We start from the raw sequence: 25036 nt of genomic DNA, 5'->3' as shown, positions 1-25036 counted from the left end.
TGCGGGTGTCTTAATCGACCCGTTAAAATTCGAACGGTTCGGACGTTTCGGTGGACAGAATTTTTCTAGCAGGGGATGCAGCTTTCCAATCCCTAAATCGAACAGCGCGAAGAGACAGCTAAACGACTGATATAAAAGGGGTTCATCAAGTTTCGTGATGCAGTTGTTCCAGAAGGGGTTAGCTTGACAAAATACCGGGTTTTCCACCGATTTTTACAGCCATATGGAGAGCGATATTCACAATTCACTTTAAGAGCGGACCGACCCGACGGCTGCTTCAATTGTAGACAGCAACAGACAACCGCAATGTTTGTGGAAGCGGGTTCCATATGCCGGTTCGAAACCCAGCCGAGCGCAGGGCAGCGGCGGTCCAGGTGTTGCAGCCGAAGAGTGCGTTGAAGTATCCCCTGGCTTCGAAGAACCGGTCGATCTCGCCGTAACCCGCATCCGGAATCGGCACCACCGCGCCCGCGTCGCGGACGAAACTCTCGGAGATAAAATCGCGCAGCTGCGCCAATTGATCCTCACTGACATTGAATGCCGTAACGGTGGACTGCGGCTCGGTGATATGACTGGCAAGGTCCACATGCAGCACTGAACGGTCGATCGTCAGCGCGCGCAACACCGGCAGCGGCTTCAGCTCCGCCCATGTGGGAGTTTCCAGATAGAAGGCACGTCCGCCCCAGCCGATAATTAGCCACTCCGCATTCGGATGGCCGAGCGGAAAACCAGTATTGTCGAGGAAGGAAAAGGCAGCCCGCGTTTCCGCGTCGAGCGGAATGGCAATATCGGTATGGATCGGGCCCCACAGCAGTAGAATTCGATGCGTCACTGCGGCAGACGACGCCTCGACCGGCGCAATCAGCGGCCGGGGAATAAAGGTGCCGCAGGCCGCCGAGAGCACAAGCAGAAATACGATCCGCAACAACCAGCGGATACCGGTCCTCATCGAGGCCGTCCGTCGCACATGGGCGTGGGCTTAGAACAGGAAATAGCGCTGCGCCATCGGCAGCACCGTCGCCGGCTCGCATGTCAGCAATTCGCCGTTCGCCCTGACCTCGTAGGTCTCCGGATCGACCTCGATCTCGGGTGTCAGGTCGTTGTGGATCATCGATGCCTTGGAGATGCCGCCGCGCGTATTCCTCACCGCGACCAGTTCCTTGGCAACGCCGAGCCGGCCTTTCAGGCCGGCGTCAAGCGAGGCCTGGCTGACGAAAGTGACGGAGGAATTGGTGAGGCTCTTGCCATAGGAGGCAAACATCGGCCGGTAGTGTACCGGCTGCGGCGTCGGGATCGAGGCGTTCGGATCGCCCATCGGCGCGGCCGCGATCGACCCACCGAGCAGTACCATATCGGGCTTCACGCCGAAAAAGGCAGGATTCCACAGCACGAGATCGGCGCGCTTGCCGACTTCGACCGAGCCGATCTCGCGGCTGAGACCGTGGGCGATCGCCGGGTTGATCGTATATTTGGCGATATAGCGGCGAACGCGGAAATTGTCGTTGTCGCCCTTTTCCTCCTTCAGCCGGCCGCGCTGACGCTTCATCTTGTCGGCCGTCTGCCAAGTGCGGATCGCCACCTCGGCGACGCGGCCCATGGCTTGGCTGTCGGACGAGATGATCGAGAAGGCGCCGATATCGTGCAGGATGTCTTCGGCGGCGATCGTCTCCTTGCGGATCCGGCTTTCGGCAAAGGCGATATCTTCGGGGATCGACGGCGACAGATGGTGGCAGACCATCAGCATGTCGAGATGCTCGGCGATGGTATTGACCGTATAGGGGCGCGTCGGATTGGTCGACGACGGGATGACGTTCGGCTGGCCGCAGATCTTGATGATGTCAGGCGCATGCCCGCCGCCGGCTCCTTCCGTGTGGAAGGCATGGATGGTGCGACCCTTGATGGCACCGATCGTATCCTCGACGAAGCCGCTTTCATTCAGCGTATCGGTGTGGATCATCACCTGCACGTCGTATTCGTCGGCAACCGACAGGCAGCAGTCGATGGCGCCTGGTGTCGTGCCCCAATCCTCGTGCAGCTTCAGCGACGTGGCGCCGGCCAGCACCATTTCGGTCAGCGCCCCTGGCAGCGAGGCATTGCCCTTGCCGGCAAAGGCAAGGTTCATCGGAAAGGCGTCGGCCGCTTCGATCATGCGCGCGAGATGCCAGGGACCGGGCGTGCAGGTGGTGGCCAGCGTGCCGTGCGCCGGTCCCGTGCCGCCGCCGAGCATGCAGGTCATGCCGCTCATCAACGCTTCCTCGATCTGCTGCGGTGCGATGAAATGGATATGGCTGTCCATGCCGCCAGCGGTGACGATCTTGCCTTCGGCAGCGATCGCCTCCGTGCCGGGGCCGACGATGATGTCGACACCCGGCTGCATGTCGGGATTACCGGCCTTGCCGATCGCAAAGATGCGACCGTCTTTGAGGCCGATATCGGCCTTGTAGATGCCCGAATGATCGACGATCACCGCATTGGTGATGACCGTATCGACCGCGCCATCCGCCCGCGTCACCTGGCTCTGTCCCATGCCGTCGCGGATCACCTTGCCGCCGCCGAACTTCACCTCCTCACCATAGGTGGTGAAATCCTTCTCGATCTCGATGAAGAGCTCCGTATCGGCAAGGCGCACCTTGTCGCCGGTGGTCGGTCCAAACATGCCGGCATAGGCGGCGCGCGAGATCTTGTAGGGCATCTATCAGGCTCCTTGGGAGGAAGAGACGAGTGTTTCTCCGCCGAGCCGCTTGAGGCGGCCAGCGGCAATATAGCTATCGACAAGCTGTCGTTCGGCCGAAAACGGGTGCCATTCCCAGCCGGCGTGGCCAAAGCCGGCAAGTGTCGCCTCGGCCTCGGCATATGTGTTCAGCACCTCGGCAATGACGATCATCCCGCTGCTCGGCACGACATAGGGCGCTGGAGAAAACGCCGAAAGCGACGCATCCACGGCCTCGTGAACCGATTTGCCGATAATGACGTGCCTTTTGCCGGTGTCTGCGCAAAAGGAGCTGAACGCAGCGGTATGGTCGTCGCAGAAATCATCAAGCTCCGGATGAGAGACGGCAAGCGGCGCCCGCATCGCGGCGAATTTTTCAGGGTCGCGCACGCTCCAGATTTCGCCAGCCGAAACGACGCCCGGATGGGCGCGCCACTCACGCGAACCGAGCATCGCCTTTGCCGGCCTGCCGGTGTTGCAGACCGCGACGGCATCCGTGCGGCTGCCGCCGGCGCCATAGGAGCGGCAATCATTGAAGCGGATGACAATATCGGCGGCATCGATGATGCCAGCCCCACCCTCCTCGATGTCGCCATTGCCGACGATCATGATTTTTCTGATCACCCTAGTTGCTCATCGTATCTTCGAGCTCTTTCAGCTCTTTCGTGCGTTTGTCCGTAATGTTGGCGAGACACCCGGCGACCAGCATCGGCTCCATCGTGCCGCCACGGGCCTGAAAGCCAAAGGCGTCGCATTCGGCGTCGCGATAGTCGATCCAGGCGCGTTGCGCCTTGACCAGCGCCTGCTCTGCGCCCTTCATGTCGCCATCCAGGTCCTTGTCGATCGCCGCCAGGGCGGCGCGCGTCTTCTTATACTGCGCATTCAGCGCCTTGTCGGCAGTCTCGTGGCGCGCCGTCTCGCAGCCAGTCATGTCCGATTGCGTCTTGGGATTGTTGCAATCGATATCCTGAGCAGAGGCAGCACCTGCCGTCAGCAGCATCGCCGCCCCGACGAGGCAGATATTCAAGCGCATGCACTTCTCCCGTATTTTGTTCTTAAAGCTTGCCCATCACCAGTTGACGGAAACCGTAGACCTCGCGCTTGCCGGAAAGCGGGATCAGCGTCACCGAGCGCGTCTGCCCCGGCTCGAAGCGCACCGCCGTCCCCGCCGGGATATCGAGCCGCTTGCCGTGTGCTACCGCGCGATCGAAGGAAAGCCCGGCATTGGTCTCGGCGAAATGATAGTGGCTGCCGACCTGCACCGGCCGATCGCCCGTATTGGAAACCTCCAGCGTCACCGTCGGCGCGCCGGCATTCAGTTCGATGTCGCCGCTTGCGGCAATGATCTCGCCTGGAATCATCTCGTCCTCCTTAAGCCGCCTTGGGCGCGCAGCCCTCGGCCTTCAATACGCGCTTCGTCGATGCCGGATTTTTGGCGAGCATGGCCGCCGGCCGAATGGGCCTCGCGACGAGATTGCCGCCGCAGTTCGGGCAGACACCCTTCAGCACGCCGTCCACGCAATCGGCGCAGAAGGTGCATTCATAGGTGCAGATCCGTGCTTCAATGCTATCAGGCGGCAGATCCTTGTCGCAGCATTCGCAATTGGGCCTGAGCTCGAGCATTCCTATCTCCTCAACGGATCGGCTCGTGCACGGTGACGAGCTTGGTTCCATCCGGGAACGTCGCCTCCACCTGCACGTCGTGGATCATCTCGGCAATCCCCTCCATCACCTGGTCGCGGCCGATCACATGGGCGCCGGCTTCCATCAGCTCGGCAACCGGGCGGCCGTCGCGGGCGCCTTCGACAACGAAGTCGCTGATCAGCGCGATCGCTTCGGGATAGTTCAGCTTGACGCCGCGCTCCAGCCGCCGCCGCGCCACCATCGCCGCCATCGAAATCAACAGCTTGTCTTTTTCTCTCGGAGTGAGGTTCATCGCTTGTCCATCTGCTTGATCGAATGCTGAAGTTCATAGATTCCAGACTTTCGGCACAGGCGCACCATTGCGCAAGGCGGAAATGACCGGGATCAGGATTTTTCTGAGTGAGAAGCCGTCGGCCGCTGCCAGGCGGACGACGAGCTTGCCATTCCAAGCGCTCGCACCGCCCATCGATCCTTCGACGAGCGGCCGGACCTTGCCGAGATAGGCTTCTGAAAGCGGCCCGGCATAAAACAGCGTCGCAAAGGCCACCTGTCCGCCGAGCACGGCCTGCCGCGCCGCCAGCGCCGCCACAGCTTCGGAAAGTCTGAGTTCTTCGGCGTGGATCAGTTGACCCGAGCGGCGGATGCGCCAGCGGTCACGGAACAGCCCTGATATCACCGCCTCACCCATCGCCTTGCGGCCGAGCAGCACGGCTTCGACGGCCAGAAATTCGCCGCTCTCGTCAAGATCGACGTCCAGCCGGCGAAAAAGTGCGGCCCGGTCGAAGAGGATCGTTTCCTGCGGCAGCCAGTCGACGCGGGCTTGGGCTCCGACCGTGATGCTGGTCGCCACCTCGGCGATGCCGGCCGATGCCTTGTAGATCTTCTCGCAGGCCTGAGTGGTGACGTCGATGCGCGTGCCGGCGCCGGCATCCACGCTCCAATCCATCCGATCGCCGCCCGTCAAACCGCCAGCGGTATTGATGATGACGGCTTCCATGGAGGCGTCGAAGGTGTCGGGCAGGCGGATCTTCGCTGCCCCCTCCTGATAGAGTTCATGGATGCGCGTGCGGCCATCGAACAGCTTTGCCGTCAGATGCCCTCGCCCTTCGGCTCTTTGCGGTCTCGTGCCTGCCGCCGCAATCGTCATATCGTCCCTTTCGGTCGCGCCCCTGGTTTTCATTCAAGCGCGCGGATAGCGGAAAGCAAGCAATTCCCATGCCGCACCGGGCAGACCTTTGGCGGCGGCGGAAGGTTTTCCAGGCGCCGCGCCTTCTGCTGCAAAATGCGGCATCTGCCAGCCAGACAGTCAGACAGTCAGGTGGCGGCGGGCCTCCGGCGTATCCAGCGTCTCGGCAAGCCCTTCATGCACGATTTCGCCGCGGTCCATGATGTAAACATAGTCAGCAAGCTCGCGGCAGAAATCGAGATACTGCTCGACGAGCAGGATCGCCATGCCGGTGGAGTCGCGCAGGTAACGGATCGCCCGGCCGATATCCTTGATGATCGACGGCTGAATGCCCTCGGTCGGCTCGTCGAGCACGAGAATCCGAGGCCGCGTCACCATGGCCCGCCCGATCGCCAACTGCTGCTGCTGCCCGCCGGAAAGATCGCCGCCGCGACGTGACAACATCGACTTCAGCACCGGGAAGAGACTGAAGATGTCATCGGGGATGTTGCGGTCGCGGCGGCCAAGCGGAGCAAAGCCGGTTTCGAGATTTTCCTTGACGGTGAGCAGCGGGAAGATCTCGCGCCCCTGCGGCACATAGCCGATGCCCTGCTTGGCGCGGGCAAAGGGCGGCAGGCTGTTGAGCCTGGTGTCATTGAAGGTGACGGTGCCCGCCGACAGCGGATGCTGGCCGGTAACGGCGCGAAGAAGAGAACTCTTCCCCACGCCGTTACGCCCCAGCACGCAGGTGATCTTGCCCATCTCCGCTTTGATCGAGATGCCGCGCAGCGCCTGAGCGGCGCCGTAGTGGAGGTTTGCGTTTTCGACTGTCAGCATCGGTTTCCCTTTACATTCAAACTGCTGTCGGAGCAGGCCGCTGCCCCTCATCCGGCTGCCGCCACCTTCTCCCCGCTTGCGGGGAGAAGGGAATATGCCGCGACCTGTCCGTCCCTCGTCCACCTATCGCATGGCACGTCCCCTCGCCCCGTTTACGGGGAGAGGGTTAGGGTGAGGGGCATCCGGCAAACACGACGCTCACCGCCCCAAATAATTCTCGATGACCTTCGGATCCGAACTCACAAAGTCGATCGATCCCTCAGCCAACACAGATCCTTCCGCAAGGCAAGTCACCTTGACGCCAAGGTCTCGGATGAAGCCCATATCATGTTCGACGACGACCACCGACCGGGTTTTGGCGATATCCTTGAGCAGGATCGCGGTTTCGGCCGTCTCCGCATCGGTCATGCCGGCCACCGGCTCGTCGACGAGCAGGAGCTTCGGCCCCTGCGCCAGCAGCATGCCGATCTCCAGCCACTGCTTCTGCCCGTGCGAGAGATTGGCGGCGAATTCGTCGCGGCGATGGGTCAGCCGCACGGTTTCGAGGATCTCCTCGATGCGCGTCTTGTCCTCGCCCGAAAGCCGGTAAAACAGCGTCGAGAACACGCCGCGACGGCGGTTCAACGCCAGTTCCAGATTGTCCCAGACCGTATGACTCTCGAAGACCGTCGGCTTCTGGAACTTGCGGCCAATGCCGAGCTGGGCGATGTCGGCCTCGTCCTTCTTGGTGAGATCGATCGTGCCGTTGAAGAAAACTTCGCCCTCGTCGGGCCTGGTCTTGCCGGTGATGATATCCATCATCGTCGTCTTGCCGGCGCCGTTCGGGCCGATGATGGCTCTGAGTTCACCGGGTTCGATGACGATCGACAGCGAATTCAGCGCCTTGAAGCCGTCGAAGGAAACCGAGACGCCATTGAGATAAAGTACGCTGTTGGGTTTGACGTCGGGGATCATGGTGCTCACTCCGCTGCCTGGATTTTCGGCTCGATGCCATCTTCCTGCGCCGCCGGCGGAGCAGAATTGGAGACCTTCTTCCGCTTTCCGAGATATCGGGCGATCGTGCCGACGACGCCCTTGGGCAGGAACAGCGTGACGGCAACGAAGAGGCCGCCGAGCGCAAACAGCCAGAACTCCGGGAAGAGGCCGGTGAAGATCGTCTTGCCGCCGTTGACAAGGATCGCGCCGATGATCGGGCCGATCAGCGTCGCCCGCCCGCCCACCGCCGTCCAGATGACGACTTCGATCGAATTGGCAGGCGCGAATTCGCCGGGATTGATAATGCCGACCTGCGGCACGTAGAGCGCACCGGCAATACCAGCTATCATCGCCGAGACGACGAAGGTGAAGAGCTTGAAGTGCTCAACGCGGTAACCGAGGAAGCGCGTGCGGCTTTCCGCATCGCGCACGCCGACCAGCACCTTGCCAAACTTCGAGCGCACGATCGCCGAGGCGAGCAGCAGCGATAGAGCAAGGAAGATCGCAGTTGCCGCAAAGAGGACTGCACGCGTGCCGTCAGCCTGGACGTTGAAACCGATAATGTCCTTGAAATCGGTTAGGCCGTTATTGCCGCCGAAGCCCATGTCATTGCGGAAGAAGGCCAGCAGCAGCGCGTAGGTCATCGCCTGGGTGATGATCGAGAGATAGACGCCGTTGACGCGTGAGCGGAAGGCAAACCAGCCGAAGACGAAGGCGAGCAGGCCGGGCACGACGAGCACCATCAGAGCCGCAAACCAGAAATGGTTGAAGCCGTACCAGAACCAGGGCAGATCCTTCCAGTTCAGGAACACCATGAAGTCGGGCAGAACAGGGTCTCCGTAGCTGCCGCGCGTGCCGATCTGGCGCATCAGATACATGCCCATCGCATAGCCGCCGAGCGCAAAGAAGGCCCCGTGGCCGAGGGAGAGGATGCCGCAGAAGCCCCAGACGAGATCAAGCGCCAGCGCCAGCAGCGCATAGGTCAGATACTTGCCGAACAGCGACATGATATAAGTCGGCACGTGCAGCGGATTGGTCGGCCCCGTCATCAGGTTCAGGACTGGCACAAGGACGGCGACCAGAAGCAGGAGGGCGATGGCAATGACGATCTTGCGATCGAGTGATCGGAGAAGGAAGGCCGTTATCATGCTTCCACCGCCCTTCCTTTGAGTGCGAAGAGCCCGCGGGGACGCTTCTGGATGAAGAGAATGATGAGGACGAGCACCAGGATCTTGCCGAGCACGGCGCCGGCGAAGGGCTCGAGGAACTTGTTGACGACGCCGAGCGAGAGTGCACCGACCAGTGTACCCCAGAGATTGCCGACACCACCGAAGACGACGACCATGAAGCTGTCGATGATGTAGGATTGACCGAGGTTCGGCGAGACATTGTCGATCTGGCTGAGCGCCACGCCGGCGATGCCGGCAATGCCCGAGCCGAGCGCGAAGGTGAAGGCATCGACCCAGCCGGTGCGGATGCCCATCGACGACGCCATGCGCCGGTTCTGCGTAACGGCACGCATCTGCAGGCCGAAGGCGGACCGCTTGAGCAGCAGGAGCAGCGCCACAAAGACCACCATCGAAAATACGATGATCCACAGTCGGTTCCAGGTGATGGAGAGTCCGCCGAGATCGAAGACGCCGGACATCCAGGTCGGATTGCGGACCTCGCGGTTGGTCGGGCCGAAGATGCTGCGCACTGCCTGCTGCAGGATGAGCGACACGCCCCAAGTGGCGAGCAGCGTTTCGAGCGGCCGGCCGTAGAGATAGCGGATGACGGCGCGCTCGATCACCAGACCGACGAAGCCGGTAAAGACGAAGGCCGCAGGCACGGCAAAGGCCAGCGAATAATCGGCAAGTTCAGGAAAGGCGGAGGTGATGTATTCCTGCACCACATAGGTGGTGTAGGCGCCGATCATCACCATTTCGCCATGCGCCATGTTGATGACGCCCATGACGCCGAAGGTGATGGCAAGGCCGATCGCGGCAAGCAGCAGCACCGAGCCGAGAGACAATCCGTACCAGATGTTCTGGACGATATCCCACAGCGCCAGGCTGCGATTGATGGAGCTGATATCCGCCTGGATTGCCGGCTTCAGGTCGTCAGGCGCGGTTTCGAGTGTGGTCGTGAGGATGGTCAGCGCATCGCGATTGCCGCGCGCCGCGATCGTGTCGATCGCAGCCTTCTTGTCTTCGACGCTCGCATCCGTCTTGAGCAGCAGCACTGCGCGCGCCGCTTCCATCGTATTCTTGATCTCGGCGTCCTTTTCGGCCGCAAGCGCCGAGTTCAGCAGGTCGAGATTGGCGGGATCGGCATCTTTCAGCAGGCCCTGCGCCGCGGCAAGCCGCGCGGAACGGTCCGGGCTCATCAGCGTCAACTGGCTGGTAGCGGCGCCGATGACGCCGCGAAGCGCGTTGTTGATCTTGACCTTCGTCATCAGATCCGGATCGACATCGGCAGCGGCTTCGCCGGTGATCGGATCGGAATAGGTCGGTTCGTCATCGGTACCGCCCTGGAGGAGAACCGGGCCGCCGTCGGAATTGACGTAGAGAAGGCCGTCGCTCAACTGCTGCAGGATCTGGCTGACATGCTGGTCCTTGGAAGCGACCAGCGCTTTGATGGCCGCTTCCCGTTCCGGGAAATCGCCGACGCCGAGCGCGTCGACAAGCACGTGGATATCGTCCTGGGCCTGGACTTCGCTCGAGATTATCACGCCCGAAAAAGCAAAGCCTGAAAATACGAGGCCCGAAAATGTCAGGCAAACCGTGATGAGGAAAATCTTTATGGCGCGATACATCGGCTTTCTCGCCCTTGATAGTGTTGGCCTCGAGGCGCAATCGCTGGGACGGAGCTTCCGCCCGGGAACAAACCCGGACGGAATCCTTCAGGCAGTCATCGGATCGGGGTCGTACTCAGGAGCCCTTGCCACCGCACTTGCCGGTAGCGACGTTGAAGTTGCCGCAGGACATCGGCTTGCGCCAATCGGAGATCAGATCCTTGGAGTCAGGCAGGAAATCTGACCATTCGTCGCCGACGACGGCGGGTGTCTGCTGGACGATTTCGAACTGGCCGTCGGCCTGGATTTCACCGATCAGCACCGGCTTGGTGATGTGGTGGTTCGGCATGACGGTCGCATAACCGCCGGAGAGGTTCGGAACGCTGACGCCGATGATGGTGTCGAGAACCTTGTCGGTATCGGTCGTGCCGGCAGCCTGGACGGCCTTAACCCATGCATTGAAGCCGATATACGCAGCTTCCATCGGGTCGTTCGTCACGCGCTTGTCGTTCTTGGTGAAAGCGTGCCATTCCTTGATGAACTTCTTGTTGGCTGGGCTTTCGACCGACTCGAAGTAGTTCCAGGCAGCGAGGTGGCCGACGAGCGGCTTGGTGTCGAGGCCGGCAAGTTCTTCTTCGCCGACCGAGAAGGCGACGACGGGGATGTCTGTTGCCTTGATGCCCTTGTTGCCCAGTTCCTTGTAGAACGGAACGTTGGCATCGCCGTTGATCGTAGAGACAACCGCGGTCTTCTTGCCGGCCGAACCGAATTCCTTGATCTTGGAAACTTCGGTCTGCCAGTCGGAGAAGCCGAACGGCGTGTAGTTGGTCATGATGTCTTCTTTCGGAATACCCTTCGAAATCAGGTATGCCTCGAGAATCTTGTTGGTCGTGCGCGGATAAACGTAGTCCGTACCTTCGAGAACGAAGCGCTTGACGCCTTCTTTTTCCATCAGGTAGTCGACAGCAGGAATGGCCTGCTGGTTCGGAGCAGCACCGGTGTAGAAGATGTTGCGCGAGGACTCTTCGCCTTCATACTGGACCGGGTAGAAGAGGATCGAGTTGGTCTCTTCGAAAACCGGCAGAACGGACTTGCGCGACGAGGACGTCCAGCAACCGAAGACGGCGGCAACCTTGTCCTTCTGGATCAGCTCGCGTGCCTTTTCGGCAAACAGCGGCCAGTCGGAAGCCGGGTCGACGACGACGGCCTCGAGCTTCTTGCCGAGAAGGCCGCCCTTCTTGTTCTGCTCGTCGATGAGCATCAGCATGGCGTCCTTGAGCGTGGTCTCGGAAATGGCCATGGTGCCGGAGAGCGAGTGTAGAATGCCGACCTTGATCGTGTCGTCGGCGGCAACTGCACCGCCGAAGGCAGCCGACGCCGCCATGATGGCGCCGAGCGCTGCGCCCGTAATAGTGGATTTGAGATTCATCTGGTTGAACTCCCCTCTTCTTGTTCCGCAACAGACCGGAAACGGAGATTAACTGTTGCTTAAAGAACTATCGGGTGCTGCAGCGCGAAAACACATACGTCGATTGACGTAGGCGCCGGGGGCAAACAGGCAGCAGGCCGGGAGAGGTGGCATCCCCCACCGCGGGAGATGCCCTGTCGATTCTCTGGGAGGAATTATCCGTCGATCGTCAAGACGATCGACGTGGGACCGTAAGAGAGGCTCGCCCTATGGCCTGCGACGGTCAGCTTTTCGAGGGCGCCAGTCACGACGCTCGCCTTCAGGATCTCGATCTTCGTTCCGGGCGTCGGGACAAACCCGTCGGCAAGCGTCACATCGAGCTCGCCGGCCAGCACCGCCTTGCCATGGACGATCAGCGTACCCTCGCCGTTCGCGCCTAGCCTCGGCTTCAACACGGCCGTGGCAAGCTGCTGATAGTCGCCGCCGACGGTCACGGGCTTTTCCGCCGCCAGAACGAGCGAACCGCGGTCGGCCGTCAGGCCGCCTGTACCGAAGGCCGACGGCGATAGGGCCATCAGTGCGCCCTCTTCCAGCACGGTACCGCCGGTATAGCTGTTGGCGCCCGACAGCTCGAGAATGCCGCTGCCGTGCTTCACCAGCCTGCCATTGCCGGTGATGTCGTTCCGCCAGGTGTCGATCGAATTGAAACCGCCCTTTGCCGCGTCCATCGTCACGGTCACGTCCTGTTCGAACGCACCGTAACCGTCGGCCGCCGCAAAGAGGTTGAGACGGCCGTAACCTTCCGCATCGTCGAGCAGCGGGTAGCCGGAGGCGATCTCCGTCGACTTCAGCACGGCGCGGCGCTGCTCGCCGCCCAGATAGGGCAGACGCGTTTCGAGAAGCGCTTCGGCGCCCTGCGGCACGCGCGCCGGCTGATCGGTCGCATGGATCGTCGGCAGGCCGTAGCTCAAGCGCTGCAGCACGTAGGCGCGATTGGCGTCATGATCGGCGAAACGGTCTGCGGCCAACGGTGCTGCATGGGCCGCAACCTCGAGTGCACCCGCATCCGCAACGCCTGACTTGGCGACGAGCCATGACTGCGCTTGGGCGTAGGCATCGCTCTTCAGCGCGGCATTGTCGGCGTTGTTCAGATTGTAGACGACCGTAGCTGTGCCGAGCATGCGGCCGCCTATCACGTCGAGAGGAGAATGCATGCCGGCGAGGATGCGGTCTTCGCCCAGCTCGCTGGCACGCGTGATCATTTCCTGAAAGCGTTGCGGCACGAGATAGGCCATGGCCAGTGCATCCCGCCAGGCTTCCGCCGTATGCCCGCTCGGGAAACCGCCGTCCTCGGCCGGCTTGCCGCCCTTGGCCGGCTCCAGCGTTGGGACGACCGATACGTCCTGGCTCCAGCGGTAGGGGCGGGCATATTTGAAATAGCGTTTGGCCGGCTCTGTCGAGCCGTCACCGCTGGCGGCGTTGATGAAGTCGATAGCAAGTCCCATGTCGGGGTTGGCGTCGATCTTGTTTTCCGCGTCCGGCTTGCTGCCGGCGCCGCGATTGTTGCCCTTGTCATCATATTTGACCGTCGTCGCATCGGCTGCCACCTCGGTGATCGTGGTGGTCTGCTTCGAGCCGGCCTTCCAGGCATCCGTCAGCGGACCGAGGCCATCGACGATGCTGGCATTCTTGCCGCGCCGATCGTCGAGATAGGCGGCGACGGCCTGATCGGCCGTCCGCGCCCGCGTCGCTTTGACGACATAGGCGATGTTGGCGTCATGGACGGCCTGGTTGACGATATGGCCGTCGGTCTTGCTGGACGGAATGCCGTCCCAATCCGTCTTGGCGACCGCCGGGCAATTATCCTTGGCCGGGGCTTCGACACCCGCATCGACGAAAGGCGTGCGCGGGGTCCAGATTTCGAGGAAGCCGGAGAGAAGATGAACGGCGGCATTGGTGTCCACCGCCGAGAAGCAGGCGTCACCGCGTTTGTTGGTGTTTCCGGCCTGCGCATAAGGCGCTTTCGCCGCCGTCGCCTGCTCGGCGCTGGCAAGTGATGGCACGATGGAAAGAAGGCAGACGAGGGCGGTGCTCAGGCGGCAAAGGCTTAAAACAGACATGGTGATACCCGAAATGTTTGAACGAACGCCGGGAGAGTTAGAGCTCTCATGTGACAGATCAATTGCAAAAATATTGCCATTCTGTGAACCTGTCGGTGCCCGCCTCTTGCCTTTCCCAACCATCCCGCCAAAACTGCCGGAGAGACGATGAGCCCAACCGGAATGCCGGAAAGGAAGACATGGCAGCGCGCCAACGCATCATTCCGGTGAGACGCGAATACAATCGCTGGGTCGCCAACCAGACGCTGGAAGATTACGCGTTGCGCTTCACCGCAAAGAGCGCTCGCCATTTCTCCTCGCAGCGGATCTCGCAGACGGCGATCGGCGCGATCTCCTTTCTGGCGCTGGAGGCGATCGGCGGCGCGATCACTCTTTCCTACGGCACGACCAACGCCTTTTACGCCATTATCGTCGCCTCGGTCGCCATGCTGGCGATCGGCCTGCCGATCAGCCGCTACGCCATCCGCCACGGCGTCGACATCGATCTTCTGACGCGTGGCGCGGGCTTCGGCTATATCGGCTCGACTATCACCTCGCTGATCTATGCGAGCTTCACCTTCATGCTGTTTGCGATCGAGGCATCGATCATGTCCGGCGCGCTGGAGCTCACCCTCGGCATCCCGCTCTGGATCGGCTACATCATCAGCGCCGTCATGGTAATCCCGCTGGTGACGCACGGCGTGCGGCTGATCAGCAAGTTCCAGCTGATGACCCAGCCCTTTTGGATCGTGCTGAATATCCTTCCCTTGATCTTCATCGCCTTGTCGGACTGGGAAAAATTCGATCTCTGGCGCGCCTTCGCCGGCATCCGCCATGCCTCCGGTCCGCCCGGCACCATCGCCGAATTCGATCTGGTGGAATTCGGCGCTGCCTCCGCCGTCATCCTGGCGCTGATGTCGCAGATCGGCGAACAGGCCGACTTCCTGCGCTTCCTGCCGCCGGACCCGCAGCGCAAGTGGCGCCACCGCCTGGCGATCTTTCTCGCCGGGCCCGGCTGGGTCATCATCGGCGCGCCGAAGCTGCTTGCCGGTTCATTTCTGGTCGTGCTGACCTTCACCTCGGGCGTCCCCCTCGATCGCGCCGCCGACCCGGCGCAAATGTATCTGACCGCCTTCGGCTACATGGTCCCCTGGCACAATGCCGCGCTGCTGTTGATGGCCGCTTTCGTCGTCGTCTCGCAGCTGAAGATCAACGTGATGAACGCCTATGCCGGCTCGCTCGCCTGGTCGAACTTCTTCTCGCGGCTGACCCACAGCCATCCCGGCCGCGTCATCTGGCTGGTGTTCAACGTCGCAATCGCCCTGCTTCTGATGGAACTCGGCATCTACCGGCTGCTGGAGGAAACACTCGGCATCTTCTCGATCATTGCGATGGCCTGGCTCTGCACGATCTCCGCTGATCTCTTCATCAACAAGCCGCTGGGCCTTGCTCCCCCGGGTATCGAGTTCAAGCGCGCCCATCTCTACGACATCAACCCCGTCGGCCTCGGCGCCATGACGTTGTCGGCGGCCGTATCGCTGATCGCTCATTTCGGCGCCTTCGGCGATATTGCCGCCTCGCTCGCGCCCTATATCACCCTCGTCGTCGCATTGATCGCCTCGCCTGTCATCGCCTGGGCGACCAAAGGCAAGTTCTATCTCGCCCGCAAGCCACGCCACAGCTGGAAGAACCTGACGAGCATCACCTGCTCGGTCTGCGAACATCCCTTCGAACCGGAGGACATGGCCTGGTGTCCGGCCTATGCCGCACCGATCTGCTCGCTCTGCTGTTCGCTCGACAGCCGCTGCCACGACATGTGCAAGCCGGCCGCCCGTTTCAACGCCCAAGTCGGCACCGTCGCCAAGGTGCTGCTGCCTCAGACCATCATCGAGAAGCTGACGACACGCCTCGGCCGCTATGGCGTCGCCGTCGTGCTGGCATTGACGGCCATCGGCGCCATCCTGGCGATGATCGCCCATCAGGTCGCCGCCGCCTCGCCTGAAACGGCCGAGGTCGTCAACCGCACCATCCTCATCGTCTTCTTCGTCTTCTCGGTGATATCAGGCGTCGTCTGCTGGTTCTATGTGCTTGCCCATGACAGCCGCGTCGTCGCCGAGGAGGAATCCTCGCGCCAGAACACGCTGCTGCTCAAGGAAATCGCCGCCCACAAGAAGACCGATGCCGCCTTGCAGAACGCCAAGGAAACCGCCGAGGCCGCCAACCGGGCAAAGAGCCGCTATGTCGTCGGCTTGAGCCATGAGTTGCGCACACCGCTGAACGCCGTGCTCGGCTACGCCCAGATCCTCGAGCGCGACGAAACGATCCCGACGCCGCGCCAATCTTCGATCAAGGTCATCCGCCGCAGCGCCGAACATCTCTCCGGCCTGATCGACGGCCTGCTCGATATCTCGAAGATCGAGGCCGGCCGCCTGCAGGTCTATTCGAACGAGATCAACATCCAGGATTTCCTCGACCAGATCGTCGATATGTTCCGCCCGCAGGCCCAGGCGAAGGGGCTCGTCTTCATCCATGAGCGCTCGCCGGCCTTGCCGCAATTCGTTCGCACCGATGAGAAACGGCTACGCCAGATCCTCGTCAACCTGCTCTCGAACGCCATCAAGTTCACCGACGAGGGTAGCGTCACCTTCGATGTCGGCTATCGCAGCCAGGTCGCGACTTTCACCGTCGCCGATACGGGGCGCGGCATCAGTGAGAAAGACCTGACCCGCATCTACGAGCCTTTCCAGCGTGGCGAGGCCGAAAGCGTGCGGCCAATGCCGGGGCTCGGCCTCGGCCTCACGATCACCCGGCTTCTGACCAACACGCTGGGTGGCGAGATCTCGGTTTCGAGCGTGAAGGACGAAGGCTCGAGCTTCCGCGTCCGCCTGATGTTGTCCGCCGTCATGCGCGCCGTGGCCGCCGCACCGCAGGAAAAGCGCATTGTCAGCTATGACGGCCCGCGTCGGACGGTCGTCGTCGTCGACGATAACGAGGACCATCGCGAGATGATGCGCGAAATCCTGGCGCCGCTCGATTTCATCGTGCTGACGGCAGCGGGCGGCGGCGAATGCCTGACGCTGATCGAGGGCATTATGCCGGACCTCTTCCTTGTCGATATCCTGATGCCCGGCATGAACGGCTGGCAGCTCGTCTCGCGTCTGCGTGAGGCCGGCCAGACGGCGCCAGTGCTGATGCTCTCGGCCAATATCGGTGACGCGGCTGTTCTCAGCGACAGCGACGACAGCCACAATGATGCAATCGGCAAGCCGGTCGATATCCGCCAACTCCGTGATAAGCTCGCCCTGCATCTTGGCCTGAAGTGGATCTATGCCGATGCCGCGCCAGCCGTTCCCGTTAAGATCGAAGCGCCGATACTGAGCCCCGGTGCTGCCCATGTGCAGGAATTGCTGCGGCTCGGCGAGATCGGCTATATCAGAGGCATCGAAGCCAAGCTTTCGGACCTTGCCAGGATGGAGGCAAATCAGCCATTCACCGATGAACTTCGCACCTATGTCGCCGCCTTCGATCTCGCCGGCTTCATGACCTTCCTGCACGACTTCGACGAAAAGGTGGAATCCATTGGCTGAGCCAGCCTCCCTCCCCCGTGACATCGTTCTGCTCGTCGACGACTCGGCCGAAGCACTCGGCTTTTTGACCGACGCACTCGAACAATCCGGCTTCTCCGTGCTGATCGCCACGTCGGGCACGGCGGCGCTTGGTATCGTCGAGCGCATCACGCCCGATCTCATCCTGCTCGACGCGGTGATGCCGAGCATGGACGGCTTCGAGACCTGCCGTCGGCTGAAGGCGAACGCCGCGGCGGCGCAGGTACCTGTCATCTTCATGACGGGCTTGACCGAGACCGAGCATGTTGTGCACGCGCTGGAATCCGGCGGCGTCGATTATCTCAGCAAGCCGATCAACATCGACGAACTGCGCGCCCGCATCCGTGTCCATTTGCGCAACGCTCGCTCGGCCCAAAGCGCCCGCATTGCGCTGGACGCAGCTGGCCGCCATCTGCTGGCAGTCAAGGGCGACGGCGCCATCCACTGGTCAACGCCGCAGGCGACACGGCTGGTCAATGCCGCCATGGGCAGCGACGACGGCATGGAAATCGTCGTCCGCCATATCGCTGGCTGGATGCGCGACCGGGTCGCGGCGGTGCGCGACGGCATCATCTCGATCGCCCATGCCGGCCAGGCGGCGCTGCAGCTCGCCTTCCTGGGCGCAATCGGCCCTGACGAATATCTCTTCCGCCTCACTGCCGCCAATCAGCGCAGCGACGACGAGGTGCTGCGCCAGCGCTTTTCGCTTACCCAGCGCGAATCCGAAGTGTTGCTCTGGATCGCCAAGGGCAAGGCCAACCGCGACATCGGCGAAATATTGGGACTGTCGGCGCGGACGGTAAACAAGCACCTCGAACAGATTTACGTGAAGCTCGGCGTCGAGAACCGGGCCTCGGCCGCCGTGAAAGCCACGCATGTGCTCTACGAGATATGAGATGGTGTTGGAGGCTGGAACAGCATGATCTTAGCTCTGTTCGGCCTAAAATCTGGATCCTGTTCTAAATTAAATGGTGAGAGCATGATGTCGTCCGAAAACCGCTCACACTTTTCGGCATCATACTCCAGGCGCTAGAGCGGGATTGTTTTAGTCGGAATCGGAACAGGGATTCCCTTTCTGGTGCAAATCAGATTCACCATTCTGGCCGGTGCAGGAGGCCGGTCTGGATGGCGAAACCTTTTTCGGATGATCTTCGGGAACGCGTTGTTGGCGCAGTAACGCGCGAGGGCCTGTCGTGTCGAGCGGCGGCAAAGCGCTTCGGCATTGGCATCAGCACCGCGATCGACTGGGTCCGGCGCTTGCGTGAGACGGGCAGCGCGGCTCCCGGCCAGATGGGCGGGCACAAGCCACGGGCGATCTCAGGTAAACATCGGGTCTGGTTGATCGATCGCTGCCACATGCAGGCGTTCACCTTGCGCGGGTTGGTGGCGGAACTCGGAGAGCGCGGCCTGAAAGTGGATTACAGCGCCGTCCGGACCTTCGTGCATGAGGAAGGGCTGAGTTATAAAAAAAGACGTTGGTCGCCAGCGAGCGCGAGCGGCCCGATGTTGCCGCCCGGCGGGCGCGCTGGCTGAAGCATCGCCATCGCATCGATCCATCTCGCCTTGTCTTTATCGACGAAACCTGGACGAAGACGAATATGACGCCGCTCAGGGGCTGGGCGCCGCGCGGCGAACGGCTGTTGGGCCATGCGCCCTTCGGCCACTGGAATACCATGACTTTTGTCGCAGCCCTCAGGGCCGACCGCGTCAGCGCACCGTGGATCATCGACGGCCCGATCAATGGCGAACGCTTTCGCATCTATGTCGAGAGGGTGCTGGTACCGGAGCTCAAACCCGGCGACATCGTCGTCATGGATAATCTCGGCTCGCACAAGGCCGGCGCTATCCGTGCCGCCATCCGCAAGGCCGGCGCCAGATTGTTCTTCCTGCCGCAGTATTCCCCCGATCTCAATCCGATCGAAAAACTCTTCGCCAAGATCAAGCACGAGCTGCGCAAGGCGCAGGCTCGAACCCGACAGGCCATCGACGACGCGCTGGCAGCCACCCTTCAAACCGTCTCGCCGAAAGAGTGCCAAAACTACTTCAAGGAAGCCGGATATGAACGGACATAAAACAATCCCGCTCTAAACCACCCGATCCGGCGCATCCCTGCCCTCGAAAAACGCCGTCACGTTGTCAACCACCTTCATGCCCATGGCGGTCCGCGTCTCTTCCGTAGCACTGCCGAGATGCGGCAGTACCACGACGTTCTCCATCCGCCGCAGTGCCTCCGGCACATCAGGTTCCGCCTCGTAGACGTCAAGCCCGGCGCCGCGGATCTTGCCCGCCTTGAGCGCTGCAATCAGCGCCGCCTCATCCACCACGTCGCCACGCGCCGTATTGATGAGAAAGGCGCCCGGCTTCATCGCCGCAAGCCGCGCCGCATTCATTAGGTGTCGGTTCTCTGCTCCACCTGGGCAATGCAGCGAGACAAAATCGGCCACCGCCAGCACGGCCTCGATCGTCGCCAGCTGCCGCGCGCCGTAACGCGCCGCCTCCGCCGGATCGATCGGCGAACGGTTGAAGAACACCACATCCATGCCGAAGCCGAAATGGCAGCGTTGCGCGAAGGCCTTGCCGATACGGCCGAAACCGATAATGCCGACCGTCTTCCCGGTCACCTTGGTGCCGACCATATGCGTCGGGCACCAGCCCTTCCATTCACCAGCGCGTACCTGCCGCTCGCCCTCACCGCCGCGCCGGGCAATGGAGAGCAGCAGCAGCATGGCGATATCGGCCGTGCAGTCGGTCAGCACGCCCGGCGTATTCGTCACCGCAATGCCCCTCGCCCTGGCGGCTGATATATCGATGTGATTGTAGCCGACCCCGAAATTGCCGAGGATCTTGGTGACGACAGGCACACCGTCAAAGACGGCGGCCGGCAACCGATCGGAAACCGTCGGCAATACGGCATCATAGGTCGAGAGCGCCAGCCGCATCTCGCTTTCGCCGAGCGGAATATCTTCACGATTGAACGTCACATCGAAACGTTCGGCAAGGACAGTTTCCACCGAGGCTGGCCAGCGCCGGGTGACGAGAATGCGGGGTTTGGACATGGAGGGTTCCGCTCAATGCTTCAAAACGATGCCAAGAGTTAGACCAGCCAGGCGAAAATTGAAACGTCCGCGAAAAGAAAGAAGCCCGGCCGGAACCGGGCTTCGATAATCTTATCTCATAAAAGGGAGCGAGGCTTACATGCCCTGCGGGAAGTAGCTGTACTTGCCGTCCGGACCCTTCTTCCATTCGTACATGATGTAGCCAGGGATCTTCGGGTCGCCCTTTTCGTCGAACGAAATGTCGCCGAGAACGGTCGGGAACGGGCCTTTTTCCTTCATGGCCTTGGCAACAGCCTCAGGATCCAGCGAACCGGCAGCCTTGGCGGCCCCGGCGATCGTCTGCATCGCAGCGTAGGAATAGAGCGTGTAGGCTTCCGGATTGAAACCAGCGGCCTTGAACTTTTCGACGAGTTCCTTGTTCGCAGGGTTCGCTGTCGGATCGGGGCCGAAGGTGTTCAGCGTACCGGCGACGGCGTCACCAGCAATCGAGGCCAGTTCGTTCGAAACGATACCGTCGCCCGAAACCAGCGTCGCCTTCAGACCCTGGTCAGCCGCCTGGCGGATGATGAGACCAGCTTCGGTGTGCAGACCACCCCAATAGATGATCGAGACGCCAGCTTCCTTCATCTTGGCGATGAGGGCCGAGAAGTCCTTGTCGCCGACGTTGATGCCTTCGTATATGACTTCCGTGACGCCGGCGGCATTCATAGCCTTCTTGGTTTCGTCGGCAAGGCCCTGACCGTAGGGGGTCTTGTCGTGAACGACAGCGATCTTGGCGTCCTTGAAGTGATCGGCAAGGTATTTGCCGGCGATGGCACCCTGCTGGTCGTCACGGCCGCAGGTGCGGAACGTGTTCCAGAGGCCCCGTTCCGTGAAGGTCGGGTTCGTCGCGGCCGGGGTGATTTCGAGGATGCCGTTTTCGGCATAGACTTCCGAAGCCGGGATCGAAACGCCCGAGTTGAAGTGGCCGATGACGAACTTGACGCCGTCAGCAGCGAACTTGTTGGCGACCGAGATGCCCTGCTTCGGGTCGGAGACGTCGTCGCCGAGTTCGATCTTGATCTGCTCGCCGTTGATGCCGCCAGCCGCGTTGATGTCGGCGACCGCCTGCTCCGCACCCTTCTGGAGCTGAGCGCCGAACGCAGCGTTCGGGCCAGTCAGCGGACCAGCGACAGCGATGAGAACGTCGGCCCACGCGTTGCCGCTGAAGGCGAGCATCGCCGTCAGAGCCACTGCCGACAGAAGAGACTTTTTCATATTATTACTCCCAATTTTTGGGCGGGTTCCGGTCCAAGGCCCAGCGCACTACCCACCATTGACTGCGCCAGGAAAGCTGTTCCACTCGGAAGGCAATTCATGCCTAGTTTCAACGGACTGTCAATGTTTGTCCTTCCACGAAAACGCGGAAGTTTTTTCGTACAGCCAGTAATAGTTGTTAACCATCTGATTGGTGCGGCGGTAGCGGAAGCCGGCCGTAGAGAACACCAGCAGGGTCACGAAGTCGAGGATATAGTAGAAGGCGCTGAGCATCGGGCCATTGAACAGGGCATGATGCAGGAACTGCATCGCCCAGGCGAGCAGGAATGTATAGACGATGACCAACGGATAGTCGGCCCAGCCTTCGGCAACCGCTTTGCCGGCGCGCCATGCCGTCCAGAAGCCTAAGAGCAAGACGATGACACGGATCGCCACAAGGGAGCCGGCATCCGCTTCGAAGAAAAGTCCCTGCATGTCAAACTCTCCTTTCGACCTAGTGTCTTCCGCCTTCGAGATAGGCGGCGCGAACCTCGGGATTGGCAAGAAGCTCCTTGCCGGAGCCGCTCATCGTCACCTTGCCGTTCACCATCACGTAGGCGCGATGAGAAAGCCTGAGGGCGGCGAACGCGTTCTGCTCGACGAGGAAAACGGTCAGCCCCTCCGCCTCGTTGAGCTTCTTGATCGCCTCGAAGATGCCCTTGACGATCAGCGGCGCAAGACCGAGCGAGGGTTCATCGAGAAGCAGCAGCTTCGGGCGCGCCATCAGCGCGCGGCCGATCGACAGCATCTGTTGCTCACCACCCGAAAGCGTTCCGCCCCGCTGGGCGTGACGTTCCTTGAGCCGCGGGAAGAGCGTGAAGATCTTCTCGACGTCTTCGGCGAAGTGTTTCAGATTGTCGAGGCCGGCGCCCATCTGAAGATTTTCCAGAACCGTCATGCGCGGGAAGATGCGGCGGCCTTCCGGCGACTGTGCAATGCGTAGACGGGCGATTTCATGCGTCGGCATGCGGGTGATGTCGCGGCCCTCGAAGACCACCGAACCGATGCGGGCCTGCGGGCTGCCGCAGATCGTCATCATCAGTGTCGACTTGCCGGCGCCATTGGCGCCGATCAGGCTGACGATCTCGCCCTTGTTGACGTGGACATCGACGCCGGCCAGCGCCCGGATATTGCCGTAATAGGTTTCGACGCTATTCACCTGAAGGAGCGGTTGACCCGTCATTACTTCATCGCCCATCAGTTTGCGCCTCCTTCGAGCTGCTCGACGGCTGCGATCACCTCTTCCACTTCTTCATCCTCGACGCCAAGATAGGCCGCGATGACCCTCGGATCGTTCTTCACGTGATCCGGCGTGCCATCGGAAATCTTCTGACCATATTCGAGGACGACGACGTGGTCGGAGATTTCCATGACCACCGACATGTCGTGCTCGATCAGCAGGATCGACGTTCCTGTTTCGGCGCGAATGCTCTTCAGCAGCGCGTTGAGCGTTGCCGATTCCCGTGGGTTGAGGCCGGCAGCCGGCTCGTCCAGGCAAAGCAGCTCCGGACCGGTACACATGGCGCGGGCAATTTCGAGACGCCGCTGGGCGCCATAGGGCAGGTCGCCGGCCGGGTCGTCGGCGCGGTCGATCAGGTCGGCCTTCTCGAGCCAAAAACGGGCGAGCTCGATTGCAGCGGCCGCTTCCCGCCTATAGGGGCCGACACCGATAAGGCCGAGGATCGTATAACCCGATGCCTTCATCAGCTTGTTGTGCTGGGCAACCAGCAGGTTTTCGAGAACGGTCAGGCCGGAGAACAGCCGGATGTTCTGGAAGGTGCGTGCGACCTTGGCTTCCCTGGTGATGCGAAAGTCCGGAAGACGCTCGAGCAGATATTGCTTGCCGCTCTTCTGGTTGAACGTGATCATGCCCATCGTCGGCTTGTAGAAGCCGGTGATGCAGTTGAAGACAGTGGTCTTGCCGGCGCCGTTCGGCCCGATCAGCGCGGTGATATCGCCGCGCTTGGCTTCGAAGGAGAAGTCGTTGATGGCCATCAGGCCGCCGAACTTCATCGACAGGTGCTCGACCTTGAGAAGAGTGTCGTCAGACATCGTATTCTTTACAGGGCTCATCAACCATGGCCCTCCTTGATGAAGCTTCCGGATATCGCCTTGCGCGCTCTGAGGAAGGCTGTCGGCTCACGCGAGCCGACGAAGCCGCGCGGCTTGAACAGCATGACGACGACCATGGCGAGGCCGAAGATCAACATGCGGTAGAGTTCGGGCGTAAAATCGGGTCCGAAGATCAGTTTTAGGAAGCCCATGCTGCGCAACAACTCGGTGCCGCCGACCATGACGATGGCGGCGATCGCGATGCCGGTCAGCGAGCCCATGCCGCCGAGAACGACGATGGCCAGAATGACGGCCGATTCCAGGAAGACGAAGGATTCCGGCGAAACGAAGCCCTGGCGGGCGGCGAAGAACGAGCCGGCGAAACCGGCAAACATCGCGCCCGTCGCAAAGGCGGTGAGCTTGGTCGTCACCGTATTGATGCCGAGGGAACGGCAGGCGATCTCGTCTTCGCGCAAGGCTTCCCAGGCGCGTCCGATCGGCATGCGGCGCAGGCGGATGGTGACATAGGCGGTCAGCATGCAGAGCGCCAGGATCAGGTAAAAGAGGAAGATCTTGTAATAGGCCGAGGAGATCGGCAGGTGAAAGAGCTTGGCAAAGCCGCCGGCCGTCGCATCGAAGGGAATGCCGAAGAGTGTTGCCTTCGGGATGCTCGAGATACCGAAGGTGCCCTTCGTCACTTGAGTCCAGTTGATGAGGACGAGACGAATGATTTCACCGAAGGCAAGCGTCACGATGGCGAGGTAATCGCCGCGTAGGCGCAGCACCGGGAAGCCGAGAATGACGCCCCAGAGTGCCGCGAACATGCCCGAAAGCGGCAATAGCATCCAGAAGGACAGGCCGAAATAGGTCGAAAGCAGCGCGTAGGAATAAGCGCCGACGGCATAGAAGGCGACATAGCCGAGGTCGAGCAGGCCGGCGAGGCCGACGACGATGTTCAGCCCCCAGGCCAGCATCACATAGATCAAGATCTGGATGCCGAAATTGTCGACATATGTCAGCGAGCCCTGAGGGCCTTTGATCGCCACCACCACCATAGGATAAAGCAGCAGCGCGATCAGCGCGATCTTCAGGAAATGCCGGTGGAAGAAGCTCTTCTCGGTTGAGATGTCGAGTTCGCCGTGTCTCGCCTTTGCCAGCTTGCGGCTGTCGAGATGCGGCCGCAGGAAAACCACCGTGGCGAAGCGGCCGATGGCGGCGATCGCGACGAAGATCGCAAGCAGGCCCCAGCGCTGGACAATGATCAGTTCGTTGCTGATGTTCTGGTCGGTCTTGAGGCCGACATAGAGAACGAACATGCCGAACGACAGGACTGCGGCGAAAAGAGCTTCGGTAAGGCCTTTGCGGACAAGTCCGGCATCGGGCTTGCCTGCAGAATTTTCGATTTTTGCCATG

At 61.4% G+C, this 25036-nt stretch carries 23 protein-coding genes; 3 read left to right on the top strand and 20 right to left on the bottom strand.

Annotation, left to right across the window (positions count from 1 at the left end; translation table 11 throughout):
* Window positions 1–277 precede the first annotated feature (277 nt).
* The 14 genes from ACS4RR_RS07770 to ACS4RR_RS07705 form a co-directional block, all read right to left on the bottom strand.
* On the bottom strand, window positions 278–949 hold the full coding sequence (locus ACS4RR_RS07770) for a TIGR02117 family protein (protein ID WP_222386772.1): 672 nt from the start codon (window positions 947–949) through the stop codon (window positions 278–280).
* Window positions 950–979: 30 nt separating this feature from the next.
* Window positions 980–2692 carry an urease subunit alpha gene (ureC, locus tag ACS4RR_RS07765; RefSeq protein WP_456189924.1) on the bottom strand — a complete coding sequence of 571 codons (1713 nt, stop codon included), beginning with the start codon at window positions 2690–2692 and terminating at the stop codon, window positions 980–982.
* Window positions 2693–2695: 3 nt separating this feature from the next.
* On the bottom strand, window positions 2696–3319 hold the full coding sequence (locus ACS4RR_RS07760; RefSeq protein ID WP_017965823.1) for a hypothetical protein: 624 nt from the start codon (window positions 3317–3319) through the stop codon (window positions 2696–2698).
* 16 nt (window positions 3320–3335) lie between these two features.
* Complete coding sequence (locus ACS4RR_RS07755; RefSeq protein WP_017965824.1) at window positions 3336–3743, bottom strand: lysozyme inhibitor LprI family protein; 408 nt, start codon at window positions 3741–3743, stop codon at window positions 3336–3338.
* A gap of 22 nt (window positions 3744–3765) precedes the next feature.
* Complete coding sequence (locus tag ACS4RR_RS07750) at window positions 3766–4071, bottom strand: urease subunit beta (protein ID WP_003561953.1); 306 nt, start codon at window positions 4069–4071, stop codon at window positions 3766–3768.
* A 10-nt stretch (window positions 4072–4081) separates the two neighbouring features.
* Window positions 4082–4333 (bottom strand): DUF1272 domain-containing protein, encoded by a 252-nt coding sequence (locus ACS4RR_RS07745; protein ID WP_018493803.1) that lies wholly within the window; start codon window positions 4331–4333, stop codon window positions 4082–4084.
* 10 nt (window positions 4334–4343) lie between these two features.
* The gene (locus ACS4RR_RS07740; RefSeq protein WP_003561955.1) at window positions 4344–4646 is read right to left on the bottom strand and encodes an urease subunit gamma; all 303 of its coding nucleotides are present in this window, start codon (window positions 4644–4646) and stop codon (window positions 4344–4346) included.
* A 33-nt stretch (window positions 4647–4679) separates the two neighbouring features.
* A complete protein-coding gene (locus tag ACS4RR_RS07735) occupies window positions 4680–5501 on the bottom strand; it encodes an urease accessory protein UreD (RefSeq protein WP_260298843.1) in 822 nt (273 codons plus the stop codon).
* A gap of 159 nt (window positions 5502–5660) precedes the next feature.
* Window positions 5661–6356 (bottom strand): urea ABC transporter ATP-binding subunit UrtE, encoded by a 696-nt coding sequence (urtE, locus tag ACS4RR_RS07730; RefSeq protein ID WP_221109004.1) that lies wholly within the window; start codon window positions 6354–6356, stop codon window positions 5661–5663.
* A gap of 198 nt (window positions 6357–6554) precedes the next feature.
* Complete coding sequence (gene urtD, locus ACS4RR_RS07725) at window positions 6555–7310, bottom strand: urea ABC transporter ATP-binding protein UrtD (RefSeq protein WP_260296887.1); 756 nt, start codon at window positions 7308–7310, stop codon at window positions 6555–6557.
* 5 nt (window positions 7311–7315) lie between these two features.
* Entirely contained in the window at window positions 7316–8479 is a 1164-nt protein-coding gene (gene urtC, locus ACS4RR_RS07720; RefSeq protein ID WP_456189923.1) for an urea ABC transporter permease subunit UrtC, read from the bottom strand.
* Window positions 8476–10128 carry an urea ABC transporter permease subunit UrtB gene (gene urtB / locus ACS4RR_RS07715; protein WP_456189922.1) on the bottom strand — a complete coding sequence of 551 codons (1653 nt, stop codon included), beginning with the start codon at window positions 10126–10128 and terminating at the stop codon, window positions 8476–8478. The genes urtC and urtB overlap by 4 nt, the downstream gene beginning before the upstream one ends.
* Before the next feature lie 115 nt (window positions 10129–10243).
* Complete coding sequence (urtA, locus tag ACS4RR_RS07710) at window positions 10244–11536, bottom strand: urea ABC transporter substrate-binding protein (protein WP_260296895.1); 1293 nt, start codon at window positions 11534–11536, stop codon at window positions 10244–10246.
* A 194-nt stretch (window positions 11537–11730) separates the two neighbouring features.
* Window positions 11731–13635: an acid phosphatase gene (locus tag ACS4RR_RS07705; protein WP_456189921.1), complete on the bottom strand. Its 1905-nt coding sequence runs from the start codon at window positions 13633–13635 to the stop codon at window positions 11731–11733.
* Window positions 13636–13814: 179 nt separating this feature from the next.
* Here ACS4RR_RS07705 and ACS4RR_RS07700 point away from each other — a divergent pair, with 179 nt between their 5' ends.
* From ACS4RR_RS07700 to ACS4RR_RS07690, 3 genes are all read left to right on the top strand, one after another.
* A complete protein-coding gene (locus ACS4RR_RS07700; protein ID WP_260296898.1) occupies window positions 13815–17201 on the top strand; it encodes a hybrid sensor histidine kinase/response regulator in 3387 nt (1128 codons plus the stop codon).
* Window positions 17194–18114, top strand: coding sequence for a response regulator transcription factor (locus tag ACS4RR_RS07695; protein WP_260109280.1), 921 nt, complete (start codon window positions 17194–17196; stop codon window positions 18112–18114). Before ACS4RR_RS07700 ends, ACS4RR_RS07695 begins: the two co-directional genes overlap by 8 nt.
* A gap of 230 nt (window positions 18115–18344) precedes the next feature.
* Window positions 18345–19291, top strand: a protein-coding gene (locus ACS4RR_RS07690; protein WP_222282285.1) for an IS630 family transposase whose coding sequence is annotated in 2 segments (ribosomal slippage) — window positions 18345–18683 and window positions 18686–19291 — 945 coding nt in all. Because the reading frame shifts where the segments join, the coding sequence is not laid out codon by codon here.
* Window positions 19292–19303: 12 nt separating this feature from the next.
* Here the strand turns inward: ACS4RR_RS07690 and ACS4RR_RS07685 are convergent.
* From ACS4RR_RS07685 to livM, 6 genes are all read right to left on the bottom strand, one after another.
* Window positions 19304–20275, bottom strand: a complete 972-nt coding sequence (locus ACS4RR_RS07685) for a 2-hydroxyacid dehydrogenase (protein ID WP_260109281.1) — start codon at window positions 20273–20275, stop codon at window positions 19304–19306.
* Window positions 20276–20410: 135 nt separating this feature from the next.
* Window positions 20411–21532, bottom strand: coding sequence for a branched-chain amino acid ABC transporter substrate-binding protein (locus tag ACS4RR_RS07680; RefSeq protein WP_162117950.1), 1122 nt, complete (start codon window positions 21530–21532; stop codon window positions 20411–20413).
* A gap of 120 nt (window positions 21533–21652) precedes the next feature.
* Window positions 21653–22006 (bottom strand): DUF6867 family protein, encoded by a 354-nt coding sequence (locus ACS4RR_RS07675; protein WP_017965837.1) that lies wholly within the window; start codon window positions 22004–22006, stop codon window positions 21653–21655.
* Window positions 22007–22025: 19 nt separating this feature from the next.
* Complete coding sequence (locus ACS4RR_RS07670) at window positions 22026–22769, bottom strand: ABC transporter ATP-binding protein (RefSeq protein ID WP_017965838.1); 744 nt, start codon at window positions 22767–22769, stop codon at window positions 22026–22028.
* Window positions 22769–23644 (bottom strand): ABC transporter ATP-binding protein, encoded by an 876-nt coding sequence (locus ACS4RR_RS07665; protein ID WP_020486146.1) that lies wholly within the window; start codon window positions 23642–23644, stop codon window positions 22769–22771. The genes ACS4RR_RS07670 and ACS4RR_RS07665 overlap by 1 nt, the downstream gene beginning before the upstream one ends.
* Entirely contained in the window at window positions 23644–25035 is a 1392-nt protein-coding gene (gene livM, locus ACS4RR_RS07660; protein WP_017965840.1) for a high-affinity branched-chain amino acid ABC transporter permease LivM, read from the bottom strand. Before livM ends, ACS4RR_RS07665 begins: the two co-directional genes overlap by 1 nt.
* Window position 25036 lies beyond the last annotated feature (1 nt).

The sequence above is a fragment of the Rhizobium zaerense genome, from assembly GCF_051810725.1.
Lineage (GTDB): Bacteria > Pseudomonadota > Alphaproteobacteria > Rhizobiales > Rhizobiaceae > Rhizobium > Rhizobium leguminosarum_I.
The sequence above is the reverse complement of the archived record's forward strand: the minus strand, read 5'-3'. Positions and strand labels throughout refer to the sequence as shown.